The following is a 20,297-nucleotide window of genomic DNA, read 5'->3' on the forward strand; positions in this document are numbered from 1 at the left end:
TGGTGTTTCTGGTCGTAGTAAATAAGGGGTATTTTGTATGAGTAATGGTGATGGATTTATTAGGAGTTTGGTGGATGGAGATCTTGAAGGATTCAGACAAGGATTTGAATCTTTTTTAGATCAATGTCCATCTTTCTTGTATCATGTGAGTGCAGGTCGTTTCCTTCCTGTATTCTTTTTTAGTATGTTTTCTACTGCACATGATGCTAATATCTTAAATGAAAATGAGAGAGTGTATTTTCGTTTTGATAATCATGGTATTGATACAGGTGGTAGAAATAGAAATACAGGAAATCTAAAAGTCGCTGTTTATCGTGACGGACAGCAAGTTGTCAGATGCTACAGTATTTCTGATCGTCCTAATAGTGATGGGTTGAGGTTCAGTACAAGGGAGAGAAATGCTCTAGTGCGAGAGATTAGACGGCAAAATCCAAATTTAAGGGAAGAAGACTTAAATTTTGAGCAATACAAAGTATGCATGCATGGAAAGGGCAAGAGTCAGGGAGAGGCAATTGCAACAGTATTCGAGGTGATTCGTGAAAAGGATTTTAGAGATAGAGATAAATTTGCCAAGTATTCAGCATCTGAGATTAGTCTTCTTAGACAACTCTTAGGAGATCACGGATTGACAATTCAGGAAATAAAAGGAAGACAACTCAATTACAATCAGCTCAGACAACTTGATAGATCAGTCAAGTTTGCACAGGTAGCACAAGGTCAACAAAGGATTGACAACTTTATGGGAATACTAGCAAATAACCAAAGACAAAATGTAGAACGTAGAATGCACAGGGAAGTTTTGCCATACATCACTGACATCTATGATAATTGCAGACAAGCGCTAGAAAATAATATTGAAAATCGCAGTCAAAAATTTGAGAGTCACGGGTTTTTATTAGGTTTTTTAGCAAATTTTAGTCATCGCTACACAATAGGCATCGATCTTGACTTATCTCCTAGAAACTCACATGTTGCTTTTCTTGTACTTCATCAAGCAGAAAGAGAAAATATTCCTATTGTTATTAATCTTGCTATATTTGACACACCGTCAGATGTTGCATTAAACTGTGCCATAGGCTATGCTGGAAGGTTACACAATTCTTCATTTATACCTATTCATACCACATCAGAGCATACTGTTTGTGTTGGATTAAATTTTAATTTAAATCTAGATCCTTTTAGTGTTGATACAGTAGGGCTTCAACAGGATAGATTTCCTTTAGTACAAAGATTGTTTGAGTATATAGAAGATGAAGAGGTTGGAGAGAATATTAGAGATTTCTTGCTTCAACATCTTCCTGGTGAAATACCAAGAAATGCAGATAATTATAACAGAGTATTTGATTGTATAACTGGTTTTACTTTTGGAAGTAGTGCTTTTGATATACACCCTTTACAACTAGAAGGTGTAGAGGAAGATGAAGTACATATAATAAAGCACACATTTATACATGGTGACCCCAATTTAAGAAAGCGCGCATTGACTATGGTCTTTCATGCTGAAGGTTCTGATATAGTTATACTCCATATTAGAGCTCACGATGCACAACAACAAGGAGCAATCAATTTAGAAAATCTTAATATTAATGGAAATAATGTTCATGTATGGGAAGTTTCATGCACACTTAATGACCAATTTGAGCTAGATATTGATCAACCAAATGACCTTGGTTTATATCACGATTATCAAAATAATAATGCAAATAATTTTCTTGATGGTGATCTTGTACAAGTACCTAATGCTGAAAATGTACATGGTATTTCAGAAAGGGTTATGAATGATGGCTGGAAAAATGTAGGTCAGCATAGAGGATTATTTCAAGAGATCTCTGGAGCATTGATGCCACTTAGGGATGCAATAAATGTTAATAGTGAGGATAAGTTTCGTTCTATACTACATGGTACATTTTATGCTAGTGACGATCCTGATAAAGTGCTTGCTATGTATAAAATTGGTCAAACATATAGTTTGAAAAGGAGGCAGGAAGAAGAAGGAGAAAGGGTAATGCTCACAAGAATTACAGAACAGAGATTAGACCTTTTATTATTAAGACAATCTACGGAGAATGCTCCAGATACTCACCCGATTGTATATGTATTAGGATTTGCTGATAATGCAGAAGAAGTAGCACAAAAGGAGAATAACGCAAAAGATCGAATAAAAGAACTTATGAACAAGCAAAGGGGATATTTGCCTATTACTCCTGGAAATGAGGTGGTTTTATCTTCTGCTGTATTTAATGCAGGTGCACAGAGAGTAGAAGATCTTATATCTATTCCACAAGAACTATATATACATAGGCTTGACCGCAGTACTAGAGGATTAGTGGGACCTGAAAGTGTTATTGATGAAAATCCACCAGAGGGTCTATTATCAGATCAGACTCGTGAAAATTTCAGGCGCTTTTACACGGAAAGAAAACCAGGACAGAACTCTATTTTTTTGCTTGATATAGATGATAATCTGCACGTTCCATTTAGTTACTTGCAAGGTACTAGAGCACAGGTAATAGAAACATTAAAGTCAAGAATAAGGGGAGGTGATAATTCCATTCCTACAGCACAAGAGATAAGAAGACAAATAAGAGATATTCTTGGAAATCAAGGGATAGAAGTAAATGATCTACTTACACTAGAATTTGCGACGAGAAATGAACATTATGATTACTGGCTTCAACAAATTGATATAGCTCACGCTGGAAGATTGCGATATCAGCTTCGTACTGAAGGTAATCACACTTTTGAAGTAGCTAATTTGGCAAGGAATGACGGTAACGAGCACATTGTTAGAGTATTAAATCAATTTAGGGAAAATGAAGAACAACAGCGTTTAACTTTAATCATTACTTTAAATAATACTCATTGGGTTACACTAGTGATTGAACGTCAAAATGGGAACTATGTTGGGTACTATGCTGATTCAACTGCTACTGCTGTTCCAGGTGGTATTACTGATATCATTCAAAATAACTTAGGAAATAATATCAGGATTAATAATGTTTCTGTTAGTCAGCAAACAGATGGTTGGAATTGTGGTTTATGGGCATTAGAAAATGCTAGTGATATTAATCGAGTTCTAAACGAAAATCCTGTTGGGCAAGTGCAGAATATCATAAATATAATACGCGATTTTCTTGGAAGAGGCCACCCAAACAGAGATAGAAATTACTTTCAGAACATAAGAGTGGGCATTTCACAATTATTCAGGAATGATCCGGGATTTCAAGATGTGCAATTGCAAGCATACATTCAAAATAGAGAACAAATTGATCCATTACTACGTACTTATCTAGAATTAGGATATCACAGAGTAGGAGGAGGGTATGGATTAGTAGAAGCACCTATATCGCTTGGTGTTAGTGATTCCAGTAATTTTGGTGACCTGCCACAGTCGAGTTTAGAAGGTCCTGAAGCTAGTCGTGTTTCTGACCTTAGCAAAGGTAAAGGCGGTAAGTAGAGGTAATCGGTAGATGAAAGGAGTGTAACAAAAACCTTATGCATCAAGTAAAGATTGTGAGCAAATTTAAAGAAGTTAAGGTGGGTAACCTGTTTTTTTCTACTTGCAGCAATGTTTCAAAAAGTATATGTGTCGAGTTGGGTAAAGTTGAAGGAGGTTCTTAAATGAGCAACTATTAATTTGGTAGTGTATAACATTAATAAATTTAAATGATGCAACCATTTCCAGCAACAAAAATCAGCTAGCGTGAGAAGATTTTTTCTTGGAATCGCGTGGTCTACCAAACGATACATACGAACTTTTTAATATAGTGATTTCATTATACGCTAAAACTAGCCATATTAGCCCATTTTATCCATATCTACATACGAACTAATTTGCTCAAGCTTATGGAAATAATTTAAATCTTCTATTTTTATAACCTTATTTTTACGCAACGTGTTCTCACAAATATACGACCTTTTTTGCAATCTTAGGAAGAGTCAATAATTCAAATTTTTGCAGCACTAAAATAGACGTTTCTTTAGTTACAACAAGGTCTATTTTTTCGTAAATAAAAATGTTTTATAATAATTAATTATTAGAATGAAAATATCATACTTGGCTCTCAAGAAATTTCCTGTTGTGCAGTGGTAAGGTTTGGAGAAAAAGATTGGCTTGGCAACGATAATTTACTAGACTAAAGTTTATATTAAAATACAAAATGGAGTTGCGGGTATGGAATCTGGTTTGGATCACAATTACAATAAAATACTTGATATATTAAAAGGTGGTATTAAAGGCGACGATAATCAAGTTAAAGCAAGAAAACATCTTAGAGTAGAAAGATGGTTGAGGGTTTATATTCAATTAATTGAAGATTTTGATGAGGGAAAATTAAAATTTTTCTCTGATATATTCTCTGATAATTCTTGTTGGGATGGAATAAAATTAAAAAATAAAGCTGTTGGTGAAAGGCTAACTGAAGAAAAAAATAAAAATGGAAAAGAAAATCCACTTGATCTTACAGATAGATATTACTTGGCATGTAAATATTGTCTAGAAGATAAGATTCCTGGATTGTTTGAACAAGTATTTATGAGATTTAAGAGAAGTGCCTTCGAAGAGGATGGATCTGATGATGATCTGAGAAGAGAATTATTGGAAAATATCGAAGAAACTAGCCCTATAGAAGCTTTCTGGTCTTTTCTTATTGATAAGCAGATTGGAAAACTAAACGAATATAAATCAGTTGAAGGTTTGCAAAAATCCATACAGATAAATTCTAATAAAAACTGGGAAGAAGGTATAGAGTTCTTCTATAAGAAATTGCACAATGATTCCAGTATTTCTAGTCAAGATAAAAATAATTTGTTAATTGAAGCAGCTTTATCTGCAGTAAAGGGTTACAAAGAAGTAGACACCATAGAGTTTTGCCTGTCTAAAATGGATGATGAACAAAAGAAAAAATTACTAAATAGAGATTATAAGGAAAATACTTATTATGCAGTGTTGAATGTGCTAGTAGGTCAGTATTACTTTGATTCTTTTATGGAATTAAGCCGATTGTGTAGTCAGATTGAATGTGAACGTTACACAACTTTTTTATCTTCATTATCAGATCAAGTACTGAAGAATCCAGATCTGTCTGAAGAAACAAAAAAATGTATGATGAATGTTTGGGAACGTATAATAAAATTAAAAACTCAAGACCGCGGGGAGCAATCTATTTCCTCTATTTTTGTAGACTATTCAGTTACATATACAATAGCAAATTTAATTGTGGATCCAAGTAGACAAGGGGTAAGTAAAGAAGAAATATTAGGGAAGATATTAAAGCACGTAAAAGAAATGAGTGGTGAAGAGATGATAAAGGTTAAAGATTCTGTATTAAGTAAAATTCAGTTATTTCATGGGGGTAAAAAATTGCAATTAGGAGAACAAGTGTTTTCTAAATTAGCTCAAGAAGCTTCTAAAGAATCAATTTTGCGTGAAGCTGGTGATACTTTGCCACAGTCAAGTCTCAGTACGACTGATACCCCATATAATATAAAATCTTTAGGCCATAGCAAATAGGAGAGTAATATGCCAAGTAATGTCAAGCCGCTTGAGTTGGTACAGCTTCTGTTGATGAGAAATAAATCAAAAGACGAGTTCCTAGATTTTCACAAAAGGTTCCAATCGTTTATCAATCAATCTCCTTCTTTTTTGCATTCAGTTGGAAAGCCAGGCTTTTTCCCTAGTTTCTTTTTTGGTATGTTTGCTACTGTATTAGACACAGAACTTGCTACTAAAATTGGTATCAAAAAACTTCATTTTCGTTTTGATGATAATAGAACTTTAAAAATAGCTATATTAACTAATGAGGGACTTAAGTGTATAACGGTGTCTGATCAAGTTGATGGTAACATGCATCTAAAGTTCTCTCAAGGAGAGTTAGAAAAAATAGCACAGAAATGGAAAATGGGAGCAGAGTTTGATAAACTAGAAAAAGAAGAGCATGAAATAACAATTACAGGAAAAGAAGTAAAGTACGGAAATGTTGATCCAGCTTTTAGTAAAAAGACTGATTATTCACAAAAAGGTTTTACAGAAATAGAAAAAGATCGTGACCAACAAGACCTAGAGAGCTTAATTTCAAAATTGAGTAATCAAGATTTCGAAGAAGTAAAAAAGAACGCTAGAAGAATGTTTAATTATATTACAAATGTCTATAAGAAATATGAAAAAGAAACTCTATTTAGCGGTAAAGAATCAAGTCATCATGGGTTTTTAGCTGGGTTTTTGATAAATTTTAAGTATCGTTTTCACCTAAAACTTTATCTCGAATTATTTGCTGGAAAAGGTTACGCAGACATTATTTTACTTGTGCGCGGTTCTGATAAGTCGCTAAGCTCTATTCCTATTATTATTGAGCTTAAAGCAGGTACTGGTGAGATAAGTACAGTGATAAAAGCATTGAAGCAAGCAGAAGATTATGTTAAGGGCTCTTTTTCTAACTCTATAAGAATGATTACTATAGCTAATGAAGCTATTTGTGTAGGATTAAATTTTGACATGGTTCATCACGAAAATGTTAAAATTGATGTAGAAAATTTTCTTAGTCGAGAAGGTAATTCTGTAATAGAAAAGTTACTTGGCGCTGAAGCAGCGAATGCTGAGGTGATAAGAACACAGCTAGAGTATCTTTACTATGGAATTGTTTGGAGCAATGGTGGAAGTGATAATATTAATTATGTCAGCAGAATGATCTTAGGTCAGCTAGTACTTATTTCTAATATTATTAAGCGTGAAAAGTTAGGTAAACATATTTTTATTTATGATCAAAATGATAAAATGGTTACTGGATCACAGAAACGCCCAGAAGCAGCAAAAGAAAGTATTGAGGATTGTGTTACAACTATAGTGCTAACTTTAGGTAAGAAGGTGCTTATACTCAACATAAATGAAAAAAAGAATTTGCATTGAGAGTGCCAGATAATAAAGGAATTCCTATTGAAAATATTAGGGGAATTCAAAACGTCAATGACATAAAGATACAAGAAATAACCTGTAACTTATACAGTACACCTAGTAATAAGAATCCATTTGATCAGTACTGTAATAAGAATAAGGGAATTACAGTAAATACGTATGACTCATTGGACAAATACAAAAGAGGTAAAGAAATTTTACAAGGTAATTTTACTCGAATTGTGGAAAATAAAAAATTTAAAGCAGCTTTGAGCAAAGCTATAGAATCTGGTAAATATGATGATTACAAAAAACTATTTGAAGAAATTTCTCATATACTACATCCTTTCAAATCATTAATAAGCAATGAGGCTACATTTCAAGCTGTATTGCATGGTTTATTTAGTAGCTACGGAGAAGATAATATAAAAGTTATTACTGAATTTCAAATAGGTGGTGGAGAGAAGTTGGATGTTATGTTGGTTATAAATGCTACTGATCAAAAAAAAGAATACCCCCCAGTTGGAATAGAGCTAAAATTTGCTAAGAAAGGAGAATTGGATAAAAAAGAAAAAGATGCTAAGGATCAGTTGAAAAGATATAAAGAAGGTGAAGCGTATAAGGTAATTACTGATGCTGGCAAAGTGAAACTGATATATGCTGTTTTTAATAAAGGTGCAACAGATGAAGGTTCCCTTATAAAAATTGGTAATGAGTTTGTAGAGGTAGATGTAAGACATAGTTCTGTGGTTGCTTTTGGTCAACAGCCAGGTAGTCTCCAACAACCTTATGTTCAACAAGCAGGTCTATCTCGAGCAGTTAATCAGTGATCTAGTCTTAAGAAATAGTCATCTTAAGTAGGTTATGCTATCGGGAAGTTTTGTGACAAAGTTATAGAAGGAAAACAAAATGATCCTGATACGAGTACATGGAGTGCTGTTAAAAGTTCGTTTTCCGATACATTTATTACTAAGCATAATATGAATTACATTTATAGTAATCAATCTCCAGTGAATTCCTTAGATAGCTAAGAGCTAAAAGTATGTATTGTGTAAATAGTTACCAAGGCTGGAAGGTTTTGAACTTTTTTTCACAACACTGATGTTCTTGCTAAAATATTTTTGAAAAAGTTAGTTGACTTATAAGTAATTCTCTACTAATACTGGCATGTGTTTGTTTATTCTGCTGAAGTGGCTCCGCAGGTTACTGTATAATCTTCAGCAGTTTTTCCACTCCTTTAAAGCATAATCCATCATGCTCTTATAATAGTGATATCAAATATAGGTCTTAACTATGTTCATCTATAGTAAAATTAGCTCAAATTTACAGTCATAAGCAACTTTTAACCTCTCTATATACTCCATTGTTACTCACCATAAAAACTTAACAAAAGCTTAACGACGTGAGTAGTAAAAAGATTATGGTTATTGACTTAATGTTACATATCGCATACAATATATTATGTATCTTAGCTTAAGGGGTAAGTATGGGTGAGTCTACTGGGATAGTAAAATCTATCATCAATCTACTAAAACCAAAATCCAAACCAGAACCATCTGATTTTGAATATGAATCCATTATAGAACATTTATCATCTAAAGAGCATTTATTAAATGAACTGATGAATGATATGTGGTACTCAGGAGATTTACCATCAGTTAGAAACTATAATGAACCACCGTCTTTGATAGATAGCAAACTTGGATTAAGTGAACAGATTTGTGTTTGGTTTGCTCTAGATCACGATCTTACACCAAGTCAAAAAATTTTAAACAAAAAGTTACTTAGTGCTCTAAAATGTTTAGCTTCTAACTGTGGTTCATTTGATAATACTGAGCCCCTTGAAGGATTTTTACATGATAATAAAAACAATAAAGATTTAAAAGTAATTCTTAACCTAAGAAGAGGAGAATCTCAATCAACAGTATTGCATGCGATTGCAGGAGCAAATATTGGTGGATTTCGTCGCACAGGAAATCAAGCTATAGATTTACTCTTAGAAGCAGGTGCAGATCCTAACATACAAGATAATAAAGGAAAAACACCATTATACCTTGCTGCTGCCAAAGGTCATTACAATAATGCAAACTCTCTTCTCTTGAAAGGAGCTAACCCTAATATAACAAGTAGAAAGGGAAGAACTCCACAACAAATAGCAACTAATAAGCTCTGCTATAATATAGAAGAATTATTTTTAACTGATAAACAGAAAAAGATGAATAAGGAATTGTATGACTTACTTGTACTCGATTCAGATTGCACTAAAAATTTAAAGGACTTTTTAAGTAAGCATAAAAGAGATTCAGACCTAAAAGTGGTGCTAAATATTCGGCAAGGAATGGGTGAATCAAAAGTGTTTTCGTATGTTGATCGTTTTTCTTGGGACAATGAAGGTCTTATTCAAGAGTTAAGAAAGATATTTTTAGAAGCAGGAGCATTAGATTATGGTATAAATATTTATCTTCAGCAAAAGGAAGGACAGGCCAGTAAATTACTCGTTAATTTAACTTCAAATCAAAAGGAGAAGTTAAATAAGTTTTCTGATAAGGTGTTTCAAGCTCAAAATATGGCTGAACTTGAAAAGATTGTAAACGATGCTATAAAGTCTGGTGTACGATTAAACTATTCTCTTTCACAAGATTTCTTTTCAGGTAATGAGTACACTTTTACCGATTATGTGATGAAAAAAATCAGTGAATTAGAAAAAAATCCTAAAGTTGCTAGTAATATAATATGTCAATTAGTATCAAAAGGGGCAGTGTTTGGTAATACAGTTGATGCTAACACACTGACATCAGAATTTAAAGAGCATAAAACTAACCTAAAAAAAGCTTATAGAGATTATATTAGCAATTCTCATAAGTTTATTGAAATCGCAAAAAGTGCAACCAATAGCGAGCTAAAAGATGCAAGAGTAGACAACTCCGTTTTTTACTTAGAATATTCTAAAGATAGTAAAATAGACATTATAAAGATAACAGATGGGGCAAGGGATTTAGGTCTAACAGATGGGGATGTAAAGTGTGGAAGAAATATAGTAAAGATCGGTAAAAGTGAAGTAGAAATTAAAACTGAAGATGGCATAAGGAATTATACAGATCTTACAGAAGGCAGCAGTATAGTATTAACTTTCTATACTAGTTTGGGAAATGTAGACGTTAGGCTGTATCCTGACATACAGAATAAAAGCAAAATTATAGTAGAAGTGAGTAATAGAGAAGAAATATTAGAAAAATTCAAAGATCGCGAAGAAGAGTTAGGCAATGATTGCAAGCTTGGTAACTACTGGGTCTACGATGCTATTGAACAGGGATATTTTGAAAGATCTGGTGGATTAATGCGTCCTGAAGTAATAAGCGAGTCTAACAACAAATGGGCAGAACGTGAAGAATTAAGAAGGGTTTCTAATTCGAGGGAAGAAATTGCTAGGTAGAAGGTATTAAATATTAACTAAGATAATTAGCAATCTAAGAAACGAATTATCTTAAGCTCTACACAAATCACTCGCTCTTTTTTACAATTAATTTGGTTTATAGAACTACTCGTAGTAATCAAAATAAGATTTTTTCTTATAGTCAAGTTATAGTAAAATGAAATGCGATAAAGTTGCATTATTCTTTCTACAGCTAAATTTTTGCCTTAGCGTATTTATTATACAGGTAGTACAAAGCCATCGTTACACTTATATATCGTCAATAATCTATTAACAATTCCTATAGTATAATTAATTTTGAAGGCTTTAGTAAGGGGGAAGTATGACAGAAGCAAATCCAATAGTTATAGCTCTTCTCATAATAGTCAGAATAAAAAAGCAGAATCAACAGCTTGACGGAAAGACTTAAAAATAGGGATATTTTTTCTAGCTCTATTCTTTATAGCAAACCAATTATGCTCAATTTCGTTAAAGTCTGGAGAATATGGAGGAAGATAAAGAATTTCAGCACCAACTCCTCTAGCAAGATTATCTATTTTTTTAGATTTATGGAATGTAGCGTTATCAAGAATTACAGTTTGGCCAGACCTTAAAATTGGAGTTAAAAACTGCTCAAACCAAGCCTCGAAAACATCCTTATTGCAGTATCCTTCAAAGGTCAATGGAGCAATGATCTTCCTTTTATTTAGAGCTGCAATCATACTGACACGCTGAGTTTTTTTACCTGATTTTAATGAATGAAACCTCTCTCCTTTTCTGCAATATCCGTATGGGTAGTCTTCTGTATTATCTATTCCAGATTCATCAATATATACAAGATTTTCATGACGTTTTGTTGCTATAACCTTTAAAAATTGAGCTCGCTTTCCTTCATTTCTTTCTTTATATCCGTAGGTCTTTTTTTCTTGTAAATCCAATATTTTTAAGTGCGCGGTGAATCGTTTGTCGACTGATATTACCCCAGAGTTTAGCCATCTCTGACTGAGTTTTGCCACCATGGTTTTTTGCAAATTTGGTAAAAACATTCCAGTCAGTAATTTTATGGTTATATCCTACGCTTCCAGGCTTTTTTGACTGAAAATCTCCCGTTTCCTTACGCCTTTTCTGCCACTCATATAGAGTCGTTTTTCCAATTTTAAATCTCTCTGCAACAGTTGCTCTACTTTCTCCTTCATCCAATGCCTCCATTGCTTTTTTCCTTAAATCGTAACTATACGCTGCTGGCATACAAACCCCACTACCATAAATCCATATCTTAACTTGTTTGGATTATTATGAGAAGAGCTATACATTAAAGGCTAAAATTAAAGAATTTGGTTTTAATAAATTAAGAGCTAAAGATAATAAAAGCGCAAATTCTGGTGAGCAAGCATATAAAGACATTAATAGAATGGATTTCATCATTAACGGAGAGAATATAGATAGGGATTTTGTTGACCGATTATATAAAAAACATATTAGCTTGGTTAAAAATAATAAAAATGGAGAAAAGAATTATCGTTCATTTGCAAAAGAGGTTTTTAAGGAGATGTTTCAACATTCTAGAGCAGAAGCTCCAAATGATCATATTCTAGAAGAGTTAGCTACTAATTGCAATCAAGCAGGATATGAACATATATATGGACCATTTATGATGGAACTTTACGAGAAACATAAATTATTTATGAATGTCAATAGTGGTGTTGAGAGAAAAGTGTACATTGACTGCAAAAATCCAAATTCTGTAAAAGTTGAGTGTAAAATCCCCAAAGCACCTGTAAAGCTTCTAGATTTTTCTGAGAAAAAAATATGTGATATATCATTTTCAATGGAATTTACACTTGAATCTCAGAATGGTAAAGAGGGTCTAATATATAGAGACGGTAAGTTATTACTTGATGTTCCTGAGGAGTTAAAAAACTATCAAGATGGCGATAAGAGTTTATTTGATATTATAAGAGAATATTTCGAAAAATTTTGCAAAATATTAGGATTTACGTTTGCAACAAAAATAGAGCACAACTTAGGAAATGAATTGAAAGTAGACAGTCATGGCTATCTGGAAAATGTGGAACCTCCTGTCCGGAGCAATAATCATGCTCATGGTTAAAAAAGTATGCTCTATAAGCTCAAATGAGAAGAAATTACCTAATTTAAAAGTTTTACTTGATGATTATGGATTTTCTCAACTGTGCAGGATTCAAAGAAGGCTGGATAATAGACCTACTCAAGTTTAGTATTCGGCTTTGTAGCATTATACAACGCAAAATCCATACACCACATACTGCCACTGCGAAATAAAACATAAAACGCAACACAGCTCACCAATAATAACGCACCAACAACACCAGCCGCAATTGGTTGATTTGATGATTTTTCGTATATACGGATTTCCTTCACTATAAAAACATGGTTCTATTTCAGCAGAAAAGGATTGTTATGTGAGTTTGACTCTTGCTCAATAATTTGCTCTGGTTTCATATGTAAATTAAAAATCTTTACTATTTATATTAATATACTCATATAATTTAATGTCAGTTTTTGTCACACTGGTTTACATCAAGACTATTTTTAACCTCTTCAACATCTGCTGGTGCATTAGAAGTCCTTCATATTTTGCAATAGTGGTTTCCTTATAAATCCTTAAGTTTTTTTTGCAACAGCTTTTCCTATTATTTTCGATGTTTTCATCTCCTCTTGTTAAACAATGCAATCAAGACCATAAAATTTCTCCAATTGCTCACTCCACAGCATCGGTATTTCTCTCAAATCAACTAATTTCAAATCTCTTGGCTGTCTCCCATTTACTATATCTTCTTTAATCTTCGGAGCTAAATAATTTAACCTTAAAATTTGTTGTACCCTTCTTGTACCTATATTAATTTTAACGCTCAGTTCCTTCACACTTGCATATTTTCCTGCCTCCAGTTGACGTTTCCACAGATGAGCCCTTACCACTGCTTTCAGTAGTGCATTGTTTGTTTTACCTTCTGGCTCAATTACTGTGCATTTCTTTCCTTTCTTTTTTATTGGTATAAATTCCACCTTATCCTCTAAACTCACCTCTATTCCATCTTCTTTTATCATTACTCCTTTTATTAACTTTTTCACTACTTCTTTCTGCTTTCCAAAATTTAAATTTTCCCATTTTTCTTCGGTCTTTTCTCTCCAATTTTCATATATCTGCTCCGCTTTTCTCATCACTTCTTTTTCTACTTCTCCTGCTACTATTGTTCGATTTACTGATTCACAATTCTTTCCCCTTAAGTTGTTATTACATACGTAGTATCGATATCTCTTATTCTCTTTTTTTGCATATGTCAGTGTCATATTTACACCACAGCTCTTGCACTTAATTATTCCCTTTAGCAGAGCTTCTTCATATTTTGCTTTTCTATATGGCTGATTCTTTATCAATTCTTGTGCTTTTTGCCATTTTTCCTCTTTTATTAGAGCTTCATGCTTTCCCTCATACTCTTTCTCATAATGTCTTATCTTTCCCATATATATTGGATTTGTTACTATCCTCCTTACCGTGGCCTTTTTAAAGATATCTGATTTCGTACGGTACCCTTGGCTATTTAACTCTCTTGCCAACTCTGCCATTGACTTTAGCTCTATATACCTCTCAAATATATGTTTTACCAACTTTGCTTCTTTCTCATTTATTATTAATTCTTTATCTTTTACATCATACCCAAGCGGCAAAGTTCCACCCATCCATAGTCCTTGTTCTTTTGATGTTGCTATTTTATTTTTTACTCTCTCTACTATCATTTCTCTTTCTAGTTGTGCTGCTCCTGATAACACTGTTTGTACAAACTTTCCCATTGGCGTATTATTGTCAAATATCTGCGTTACTGCTACAAAATTTACTCTATGCCTTCTAAAAAATGACGTTACTTCGATGCTGTCTTTTGTTTCTCTCGAGAGCCTATCTAGCGTATATACTACCACACAATCTACTTCTCCTTTTTTTACATCTTCAAACAACTCCTTTATCGCTGGTCTTTCTAAGTTTTTCCCTGAATATCCTCCATCATCGTACCTTTTTGCCAATGCTACCCAGCCTTCTCTGCTCTTTATGTACTTTTCACATGCTACTCGCTGCGCATCAAGACTGTTAAACTTTTGTTCTAGCCCATCCTCATTTGATTTTCTTGTATATATCGCACACCTTACTTCTTTTAGCATTTTATTCTCTTCAATTTTCATTTTTATCACGCATACCGAATAATAAAGGTCCGTTGTAGCTCATTCCCATTATTTTCCCGGCTACTGCTGATAATGATGTGAAAAATTCTTCTCGGTAGATTAAACCCTTATCTGTTACCATTACTGTATGAGTCTCTTCCCCTCTCTCTAGTATTAATTCTGTCCCTTCTACTGGTAATTTGTCGCTACTTATTCTCTTTCCCCTTTCTAGCCGATCTGCCAGATACTCTACTCAACTCTACCAACGCTTTTTTCTCTAAATTCATTACCTTCTTTTCTATTTCTTTCTCCATGCTTTTAGCCTCTCATAGAAGATTTCCCACTTTGCTGTTCAAATAACTTTTCAATTCTGTCTGTTTCTTTCTTTAATACCTCGGTTATCTTTTTGCTATTTTTAGCATAATCCATCGCTATCATTCCAAATTTATCCGCTTGCTCTATTTCTCCTCCAGCTTTTACCAGCTCCTCCACTATTTCTTTTTCACCTACCATGCACGCAAGGTGTAGAGGTATGCATTTATTTCCATATTCCTCAGCATTTACGTCTGCTCCTGTATAACGTTGATAGGTTTATATTAGATGAAAGTATATTCGGCAGCTTATTATCAGACTATTCAGGTAGAAAAGTTGAAAAAGATGGACCAGTGTTATCGTTTGGAAGAATAAATTTTTTCAGTTCTAGAGGTCCGTTAGTAGAGATTGTAGACAACTATTTAAGAGAGCATTATGAACAAACATTTAGTAATGACATATATCGATTAGATGTAGCAGTACTTGGAGAAACAGAGCCTCACACAAAGGATTACAAAGGCATCTATGAAAGGAGTCATCAGTGGTACAATTTAAAAGCACTATATCCATTACCACAAAGTTTATTACCAGAAATAAAGTTTGCGAAAGCGCAAGTTATATTATCGGACAGTTGGAGCTTAGGAGAAATAAACGCATGTTTTCCAGTAAGTAGTGTAGAGGAAAGAGGGAATAAATTTGTATTGGGAAGCGATAAACTTTCAGGGCAACATTGGAGTTTAAAACACAAGCCAATTTTAGAAAGATTCAGCATTATCCATCGTTACAAATTAGAAAATTATACAGATCAGAAGGTCAGAAAATATGTTTTAGCAGAACACAACGTTTACTATAAAAATGATTTGGATTCAGAGCAAAAAGACTCAATACACGAATTAGAAAAGCACATTTTAGTATTTTATCCAGGAGTACTGAAGTGGCACGAACATCGACATTTGCACAGAAGTTGGAAAAATAGTCAAGTAATATGTATAATAAGCTAAGTACTTATATTTAGATCCTCATATATTATATTAATAATAGGTAAAAGTGTATGAAATAAAAAGAAAAAGACTTGCTTTCTTATGCTAAAACGGACATGACTTGAATAGCGGCAGGTAAATATAAGAAATTTGTCTGGCGCTAGAAAAGCTAATTTTGTGAGGTATGAAATGGTGCGCCAAGAAGTGCTTGGAGAACAGTTGGTGAAAATCCAACACAAACAAAGTCTAGCCAACAGTTTGGAACAGACCACTATGTTGCATGAGGTAACGAGTGTAATAGAGCTAGTGGGATGGACAATGCAGGGTACAACGAAAGTGAAGGGATTGAGTTCCGAAATACCTGAAGACATAGAGGTCGACATTTTCATGGCCATGGAAGACAGCATGAAGGATAACGTAAAGGCAAGTTATCACTCACTCTATCGGGATCTGAGACCGTGCCATGTATTGAAATGGACTTCAAGTGAACTTGGGAGATCCTATGCATTCCTACAAAGGTACGCTGGAACAAGTCAACAAAGGCAAGAACTAGCGGAAGATGCAGGGGAAGTCGGACTGATTGATAGTACTCAGAATGTGGGAAAGCCACGTACAAGGGGAAGCGATCAGCAATATAGTAACTGGAATAGGGATTGCTAGGCCAATACAACGGAGGTTGGAATAACATGCAAAATAAACTAAACCAGATAGCAGTAAGAGCAAAGCAAGATAAGCGACTAAAATTCACATCGTTAGTCCATCTGATAAATACAGAGAATCTTGCGAGATGTTATAAAGAACTGAAGCGTAACAAGGCTTGTGGAGTAGACCAGATAACAGTGGAATCATACGGAGAAAATCTGAATGAGAAACTCGAAGTGCTAGTAGAAAGTATGAAGAGGAAGCAATATCAACCACAACCAGTAAAGAGGGTATATATACCGAAAGCTGGAAGTAAAGAGAAACGCGGACTCGGAATACCATCGACCGAGGATAAATTAGTACAGATTATGCTGAAGAAGATACTAGAAAATATTTACGAGGCAAACTTTCTGGACAGCTCATATGGATTTCGACCTGGAAGAAACTGTCATCAAGCGGTAAATGCACTAGATAAAGCAGTTATGTACAAGCCAATAAACTACATTGTAGAAGTGGATATCAAGAAGTTCTACGATAATATACAGCATAAATGGCTAATGAGATGTCTAAGGGAACGAATAACTGACCCAAATTTGCGGTGGTTAGTAAAGCGGTTTCTCAAGGCAGGGATAGTCGAAGCTGGAAATTATGAAGCAACAAAACAAGGTACACCCCAAGGTGGTATAGTAAGTCCTGTATTAGCAAATATATACTTACATTATGTGTTGGATTTATGGATAGAAAAGAAATTTAAACCAAGATCCAGAGGATATATACAACTAATAAGGTTTTGCGACGATTTTGTGGTTTGTTGCGAAAGTAAGGTAGACGCGGAAGAATTTCTGGAATTACTGAAACAAAGGCTAAATAAATTTGGGTTGGAAGTATCTGAAAACAAGACCAGAGTAGTAAAGTTTGGCAAGAGGGAGTGGCAACAAGCGATAAGAGAGAAACGAAGGACGGAAAGTTTCAATTTTCTGGGGTTTACGAACTATGGTGCAAAAAGTCGTCGTGGTAGATTAATAATGGGACATAAAACCTCAAAGTTAAATCTAGCCAGAAAACTAAAAGAAATCAAGGAGTGGTTGAAAATAGTCCGCGGAGGTATTCGACTTAAAGATTGGTGGCAAGTACTGAAGGCTAAATTAACAGGACACTATAACTACTTTGGTATTAGCGGAAATTATTGGTGTTTGAAACAATTTTACACATCAGTAAGAAAGCTAGCATTTAAATGGATAAATCGGCGTAGTCAGAAAAAGAGTATGACCTGGGAACAGTTTGTACACTACGTAGAAGTAAATCCATTACCAAAGCCAAAAATACATTTTTCTTTATATGCATAAGAGGGACGACTGTGAAAACTAATATTGATGAGCCGTGTGCGGGAAATCTGCAAGCACGGTTCTTTAGGGGGAGTTGTAGTAATAAAACTCAAACGAGAGGAGTAAAGCTACAGCTTCTACCGAACAGTTTTAGCAAGAGTAAGTTTTTTAAAGAAGTATCAAGTAACGGATTTAAAGATATTAATAAAAGAAATGAAGAAGGAGAGACGATATTGCACCAAGCAGTAGAAATCTCTGATTACAAAACAGTAAGGTTATTAATAAATAAAGGAGCAGAGATCAATGCAAGAGATAAAAATGGTTATACACCACTATACTGTGCAGTATTTGCGAAAAGCTTAGAAAATATAAAAGTGCTGCTAAGATCGGGAGCAGAAGTAAATGCCACTCAATATGTCACTGGATGTACGCCACTGCACTCTGCGTGCAAAATAGGAGGAGCAGGAGTTGAAATAATAAAAGAGCTAGTAAAGGCCGGAGCTGAAGTTAATCAACTGAATAAATATGGTGCAACACCAATGTACTATATCTGGGAAAGTGAAAAGTATTGTCTATGTGATAGCAAAGAGAGTGAAAAGGCAAGTAAATTTTTAAGAGAAAAAGGAGGAGTAACAAAAAGTAGAGAACTGACGTGCTATGGAATAGAGGGGCTAGTGGGAGAAATAGCAGACATGTTGAATGGAAGCTACATGCCGGAGCTAAAAATAATAGAGATAGGAGAAATAAGGAAGAGAGACAAATCGCTAATAAAGAAAGAATGTCAAAATTTAGCAAGCAAGATAATCAGCCAAGTGAATGCAATGATAGATGAGGTGGTAAAAAGGAAGGCTTAGGTTTAAAGAAAAGGTGGGGTAAGTTATGGTAAAGCTGGGTAAAAAAGAGGAGTCACTATTAGAGAACTCGTTTAAAAATATTTATGAAAGAGACGAAAAAGGAAGAACAGCTCTACATTATGCAGTAGAGGTAAAAACAGTGAGGTTATTAATCGAAAAAGGAGTAGATGTGAATGCAGCAGATGTAAGAGGACATACAGCACTGCATCTAGCGATAACGGAGAAACGTCTAGAAACAGTTAGAGAATTGATAAAATCAGGAGGGAATGTAAATGCTGAAGAGTATGGCAATAAATGCACTCCGCTGCATCTTGCATGTATGGTAGGAGAAAAAGAAATAGTGGAGGAGCTAGTAAAAGCAGGGGCTGAAATAGAGCAAGCAGATAAATTTGGAATAACAGCGATGGATTATGCGAAAAATAGCAAAGAAATAGCCGAGGTATTAAAGAAAGAAACAGAGAAAATGGAAAGTTTGTTAAAAAAATAAGAGTCGTATCAGAAAGCGCAACAGCAGTTGGTAAAGGAAGGGCTAGACCAAATTTGAAGGCTGTAGCTGATAAAAGTTGGTCTTTTTCATAAGAGTAAATGGATTGATGGAAAAAAGGAGTGGTAAGGCTCCTTGCACTACAAAAACATTTGCAGGAGAAACTATGAGAAAAAGAACATTAACTTGCCGATACGAGCCAGATGAATTAGCGGAACAACATCTAGCAGACGCCTATGAGCTGTTACTAAGGTATGCGGTAAAAAGAAACAATGAAAAGGAGATAAAGAAAAATGATAACAGTGGCCTTATATGCAAGAGTTTCATCGAAGAGTCAAGCGCAGAACAATACAATAGAGAGTCAAATTGCCGAGCTCAAGCATAGAATTGCTGCAGATAAGCATGAGTTATTGAATGAGTATGAATTTAAGGATGATGGGCTTAGTGGGTGGAGTTTAGAACGTGAAGGTTTAGATGCATTACGTGATAAAGTAGGAGAAGATCAAATTGATAAAATTTATATTCATTCACCTGACCGACTATCAAGAAAATCTGCACATCAAATGATATTACTTGATGAATTTGAAAAAGCAGGAGTAGAAGTAATATTCTTAAATCATAAGACTGAAAATAATCCAGAGTCTAAATTGTTATTGGGAATGCAAGGATTAGTGGCAGAATATGAGTGTACAAAGATTATGGAACGTAGTCGTAGGGGAAAACTCCATAGAGCAAAAAAAGGCTGTGTAAGTGTAATTGGCATTGCACCTTTTGGTTATAATCGTATAAAGCATGTAGATAGAGAAAAGACAAAGTTTGAAATAAATGAAGAGGAAGCAAAAATAGTAAAGCAGATATTCATGTGGGTAGGGCAAGAGAGAATAAGTATAAGGGAAGTGATACGTAGACTAAGAGATAAGTCAATTAGAACAAGAACTGGAAAGAAGGTGTGGTGTCCAATAATAATTTGGAAGGTGTTAAGAAATCCAGCATATAAAGGACAAGCAGCGTTTGGTAAATTAAAGAGGGTTGAAAAAAGAGAAAGAAATAAACAAAAGGTTTCTATCTGTCGCACAGATGAGGACAGCTGGATTTATATACCAGTACCAAAAATAGTTGATGAAGGGTTATTTAATAAAGTACAAAAGTAACTGGATGAAAATAGAAAAAGAGCAAGGATGCAGAGAGAGGGAGGAAAAAAGAAA

16 protein-coding genes and 2 pseudogenes are annotated in these 20,297 nt (G+C 34.2%); 14 read left to right on the plus strand and 4 right to left on the minus strand.

Going from position 1 to position 20,297, the window contains the following annotated elements; all coding sequences use genetic code 11:
* The first annotated feature begins 37 nt into the window (after window positions 1-37).
* The 5 genes from ACFZP3_RS02310 (at window position 38) to ACFZP3_RS02330 (ending at window position 10,322) form a co-directional block, all read left to right on the plus strand.
* Window positions 38-3,457: a cytoplasmic incompatibility factor CifB gene (locus tag ACFZP3_RS02310; protein WP_386086769.1), complete on the plus strand. Its 3,420-nt coding sequence runs from the start codon at window positions 38-40 to the stop codon at window positions 3,455-3,457.
* 717 nt (window positions 3,458-4,174) lie between these two features.
* Window positions 4,175-5,512 carry a hypothetical protein gene (locus tag ACFZP3_RS02315; RefSeq protein WP_386086770.1) on the plus strand — a complete coding sequence of 446 codons (1,338 nt, stop codon included), beginning with the start codon at window positions 4,175-4,177 and terminating at the stop codon, window positions 5,510-5,512.
* A 9-nt stretch (window positions 5,513-5,521) separates the two neighbouring features.
* Window positions 5,522-6,904, plus strand: a complete 1,383-nt coding sequence (locus tag ACFZP3_RS02320) for a hypothetical protein (protein ID WP_386086771.1) — start codon at window positions 5,522-5,524, stop codon at window positions 6,902-6,904.
* A gap of 2 nt (window positions 6,905-6,906) precedes the next feature.
* The gene (locus ACFZP3_RS02325; RefSeq protein ID WP_386086772.1) at window positions 6,907-7,719 is read left to right on the plus strand and encodes a hypothetical protein; all 813 of its coding nucleotides are present in this window, start codon (window positions 6,907-6,909) and stop codon (window positions 7,717-7,719) included.
* 656 nt (window positions 7,720-8,375) lie between these two features.
* Complete coding sequence (locus ACFZP3_RS02330; RefSeq protein WP_386086773.1) at window positions 8,376-10,322, plus strand: ankyrin repeat domain-containing protein; 1,947 nt, start codon at window positions 8,376-8,378, stop codon at window positions 10,320-10,322.
* A 365-nt stretch (window positions 10,323-10,687) separates the two neighbouring features.
* Here ACFZP3_RS02330 and ACFZP3_RS02335 read toward each other — a convergent pair.
* Window positions 10,688-11,549 (minus strand): IS630 family transposase gene (locus ACFZP3_RS02335; RefSeq protein WP_386086489.1). Its coding sequence is split into 2 segments (ribosomal slippage): window positions 10,688-11,225 and window positions 11,224-11,549, totalling 864 coding nucleotides; the frame shifts between segments, so codons are not numbered across the junction.
* Between the two features lie 37 nt (window positions 11,550-11,586).
* Between ACFZP3_RS02335 and ACFZP3_RS02340 the strand changes: the two genes are divergently transcribed.
* Together ACFZP3_RS02340 and ACFZP3_RS02345 are read left to right on the plus strand one after the other, a co-directional pair.
* The gene (locus ACFZP3_RS02340; RefSeq protein ID WP_386086774.1) at window positions 11,587-12,411 is read left to right on the plus strand and encodes a hypothetical protein; all 825 of its coding nucleotides are present in this window, start codon (window positions 11,587-11,589) and stop codon (window positions 12,409-12,411) included.
* Window positions 12,404-12,538: a hypothetical protein gene (locus tag ACFZP3_RS02345; RefSeq protein WP_019236507.1), complete on the plus strand. Its 135-nt coding sequence runs from the start codon at window positions 12,404-12,406 to the stop codon at window positions 12,536-12,538. Before ACFZP3_RS02340 ends, ACFZP3_RS02345 begins: the two co-directional genes overlap by 8 nt.
* Window positions 12,539-13,001: 463 nt before the next feature.
* On the opposite strand, the gene ACFZP3_RS02350 is transcribed toward ACFZP3_RS02345, so the two are convergent.
* From ACFZP3_RS02350 to ACFZP3_RS02360, 3 genes and pseudogenes are all read right to left on the minus strand, one after another.
* On the minus strand, window positions 13,002-14,495 hold the full coding sequence (locus ACFZP3_RS02350) for a recombinase family protein (protein ID WP_386087101.1): 1,494 nt from the start codon (window positions 14,493-14,495) through the stop codon (window positions 13,002-13,004).
* 10 nt (window positions 14,496-14,505) lie between these two features.
* A complete protein-coding gene (locus ACFZP3_RS02355; protein ID WP_386087102.1) occupies window positions 14,506-14,739 on the minus strand; it encodes a DUF2924 domain-containing protein in 234 nt (77 codons plus the stop codon).
* 74 nt (window positions 14,740-14,813) lie between these two features.
* A pseudogene (locus ACFZP3_RS02360) lies at window positions 14,814-15,071 on the minus strand (ankyrin repeat domain-containing protein); the annotation flags it as partial.
* Between ACFZP3_RS02360 and ACFZP3_RS02365 the strand changes: the two are divergent.
* The 7 genes and pseudogenes from ACFZP3_RS02365 to ACFZP3_RS02395 all read left to right on the plus strand — a co-directional run.
* Window positions 15,071-15,808, plus strand: a pseudogene (locus ACFZP3_RS02365) (phage tail protein); the annotation flags it as partial. The pseudogenes ACFZP3_RS02360 and ACFZP3_RS02365 sit on opposite strands and share 1 nt — an antisense overlap.
* A gap of 168 nt (window positions 15,809-15,976) precedes the next feature.
* Window positions 15,977-16,447 (plus strand): hypothetical protein, encoded by a 471-nt coding sequence (locus tag ACFZP3_RS02370; protein ID WP_386086775.1) that lies wholly within the window; start codon window positions 15,977-15,979, stop codon window positions 16,445-16,447.
* Between the two features lie 26 nt (window positions 16,448-16,473).
* Entirely contained in the window at window positions 16,474-17,775 is a 1,302-nt protein-coding gene (gene ltrA / locus ACFZP3_RS02375; protein ID WP_386086776.1) for a group II intron reverse transcriptase/maturase, read from the plus strand.
* Between the two features lie 179 nt (window positions 17,776-17,954).
* A complete protein-coding gene (locus ACFZP3_RS02380; protein WP_386087103.1) occupies window positions 17,955-18,608 on the plus strand; it encodes an ankyrin repeat domain-containing protein in 654 nt (217 codons plus the stop codon).
* Between the two features lie 25 nt (window positions 18,609-18,633).
* The gene (locus tag ACFZP3_RS02385; protein WP_182182953.1) at window positions 18,634-19,095 is read left to right on the plus strand and encodes an ankyrin repeat domain-containing protein; all 462 of its coding nucleotides are present in this window, start codon (window positions 18,634-18,636) and stop codon (window positions 19,093-19,095) included.
* Between the two features lie 106 nt (window positions 19,096-19,201).
* On the plus strand, window positions 19,202-19,477 hold the full coding sequence (locus ACFZP3_RS02390) for a hypothetical protein (RefSeq protein ID WP_017532679.1): 276 nt from the start codon (window positions 19,202-19,204) through the stop codon (window positions 19,475-19,477).
* Window positions 19,386-20,243: a recombinase family protein gene (locus tag ACFZP3_RS02395; RefSeq protein ID WP_386086777.1), complete on the plus strand. Its 858-nt coding sequence runs from the start codon at window positions 19,386-19,388 to the stop codon at window positions 20,241-20,243. Before ACFZP3_RS02390 ends, ACFZP3_RS02395 begins: the two co-directional genes overlap by 92 nt.
* Window positions 20,244-20,297: the final 54 nt, after the last annotated feature.

It is taken from the genome of Wolbachia endosymbiont (group A) of Norellia spinipes, assembly GCF_964273535.1.

What these genes read in the sequence shown, in the direction of transcription:
- ACFZP3_RS02385 (WP_182182953.1), top strand. Translation starts at nt 18,634, where the DNA reads ATGGTAAAGCTGGGTAAAAAAGAGGAGTCACTATTAGAGAACTCGTTT.
- ACFZP3_RS02345 (WP_019236507.1), top strand. Translation starts at nt 12,404, where the DNA reads ATGGTTAAAAAAGTATGCTCTATAAGCTCAAATGAGAAGAAATTACCT.
- ACFZP3_RS02315 (WP_386086770.1), top strand. Translation starts at nt 4,175, where the DNA reads ATGGAATCTGGTTTGGATCACAATTACAATAAAATACTTGATATATTA.
- ACFZP3_RS02395 (WP_386086777.1), top strand. Translation starts at nt 19,386, where the DNA reads ATGATAACAGTGGCCTTATATGCAAGAGTTTCATCGAAGAGTCAAGCG.
- ACFZP3_RS02330 (WP_386086773.1), top strand. Translation starts at nt 8,376, where the DNA reads ATGGGTGAGTCTACTGGGATAGTAAAATCTATCATCAATCTACTAAAA.
- ACFZP3_RS02320 (WP_386086771.1), top strand. Translation starts at nt 5,522, where the DNA reads ATGCCAAGTAATGTCAAGCCGCTTGAGTTGGTACAGCTTCTGTTGATG.
- ltrA (WP_386086776.1), top strand. Translation starts at nt 16,474, where the DNA reads ATGCAAAATAAACTAAACCAGATAGCAGTAAGAGCAAAGCAAGATAAG.
- ACFZP3_RS02370 (WP_386086775.1), top strand. Translation starts at nt 15,977, where the DNA reads ATGGTGCGCCAAGAAGTGCTTGGAGAACAGTTGGTGAAAATCCAACAC.
- ACFZP3_RS02350 (WP_386087101.1), bottom strand. Translation starts at nt 14,495, where the DNA reads ATGCTAAAAGAAGTAAGGTGTGCGATATATACAAGAAAATCAAATGAG.
- ACFZP3_RS02390 (WP_017532679.1), top strand. Translation starts at nt 19,202, where the DNA reads ATGGAAAAAAGGAGTGGTAAGGCTCCTTGCACTACAAAAACATTTGCA.
- ACFZP3_RS02310 (WP_386086769.1), top strand. Translation starts at nt 38, where the DNA reads ATGAGTAATGGTGATGGATTTATTAGGAGTTTGGTGGATGGAGATCTT.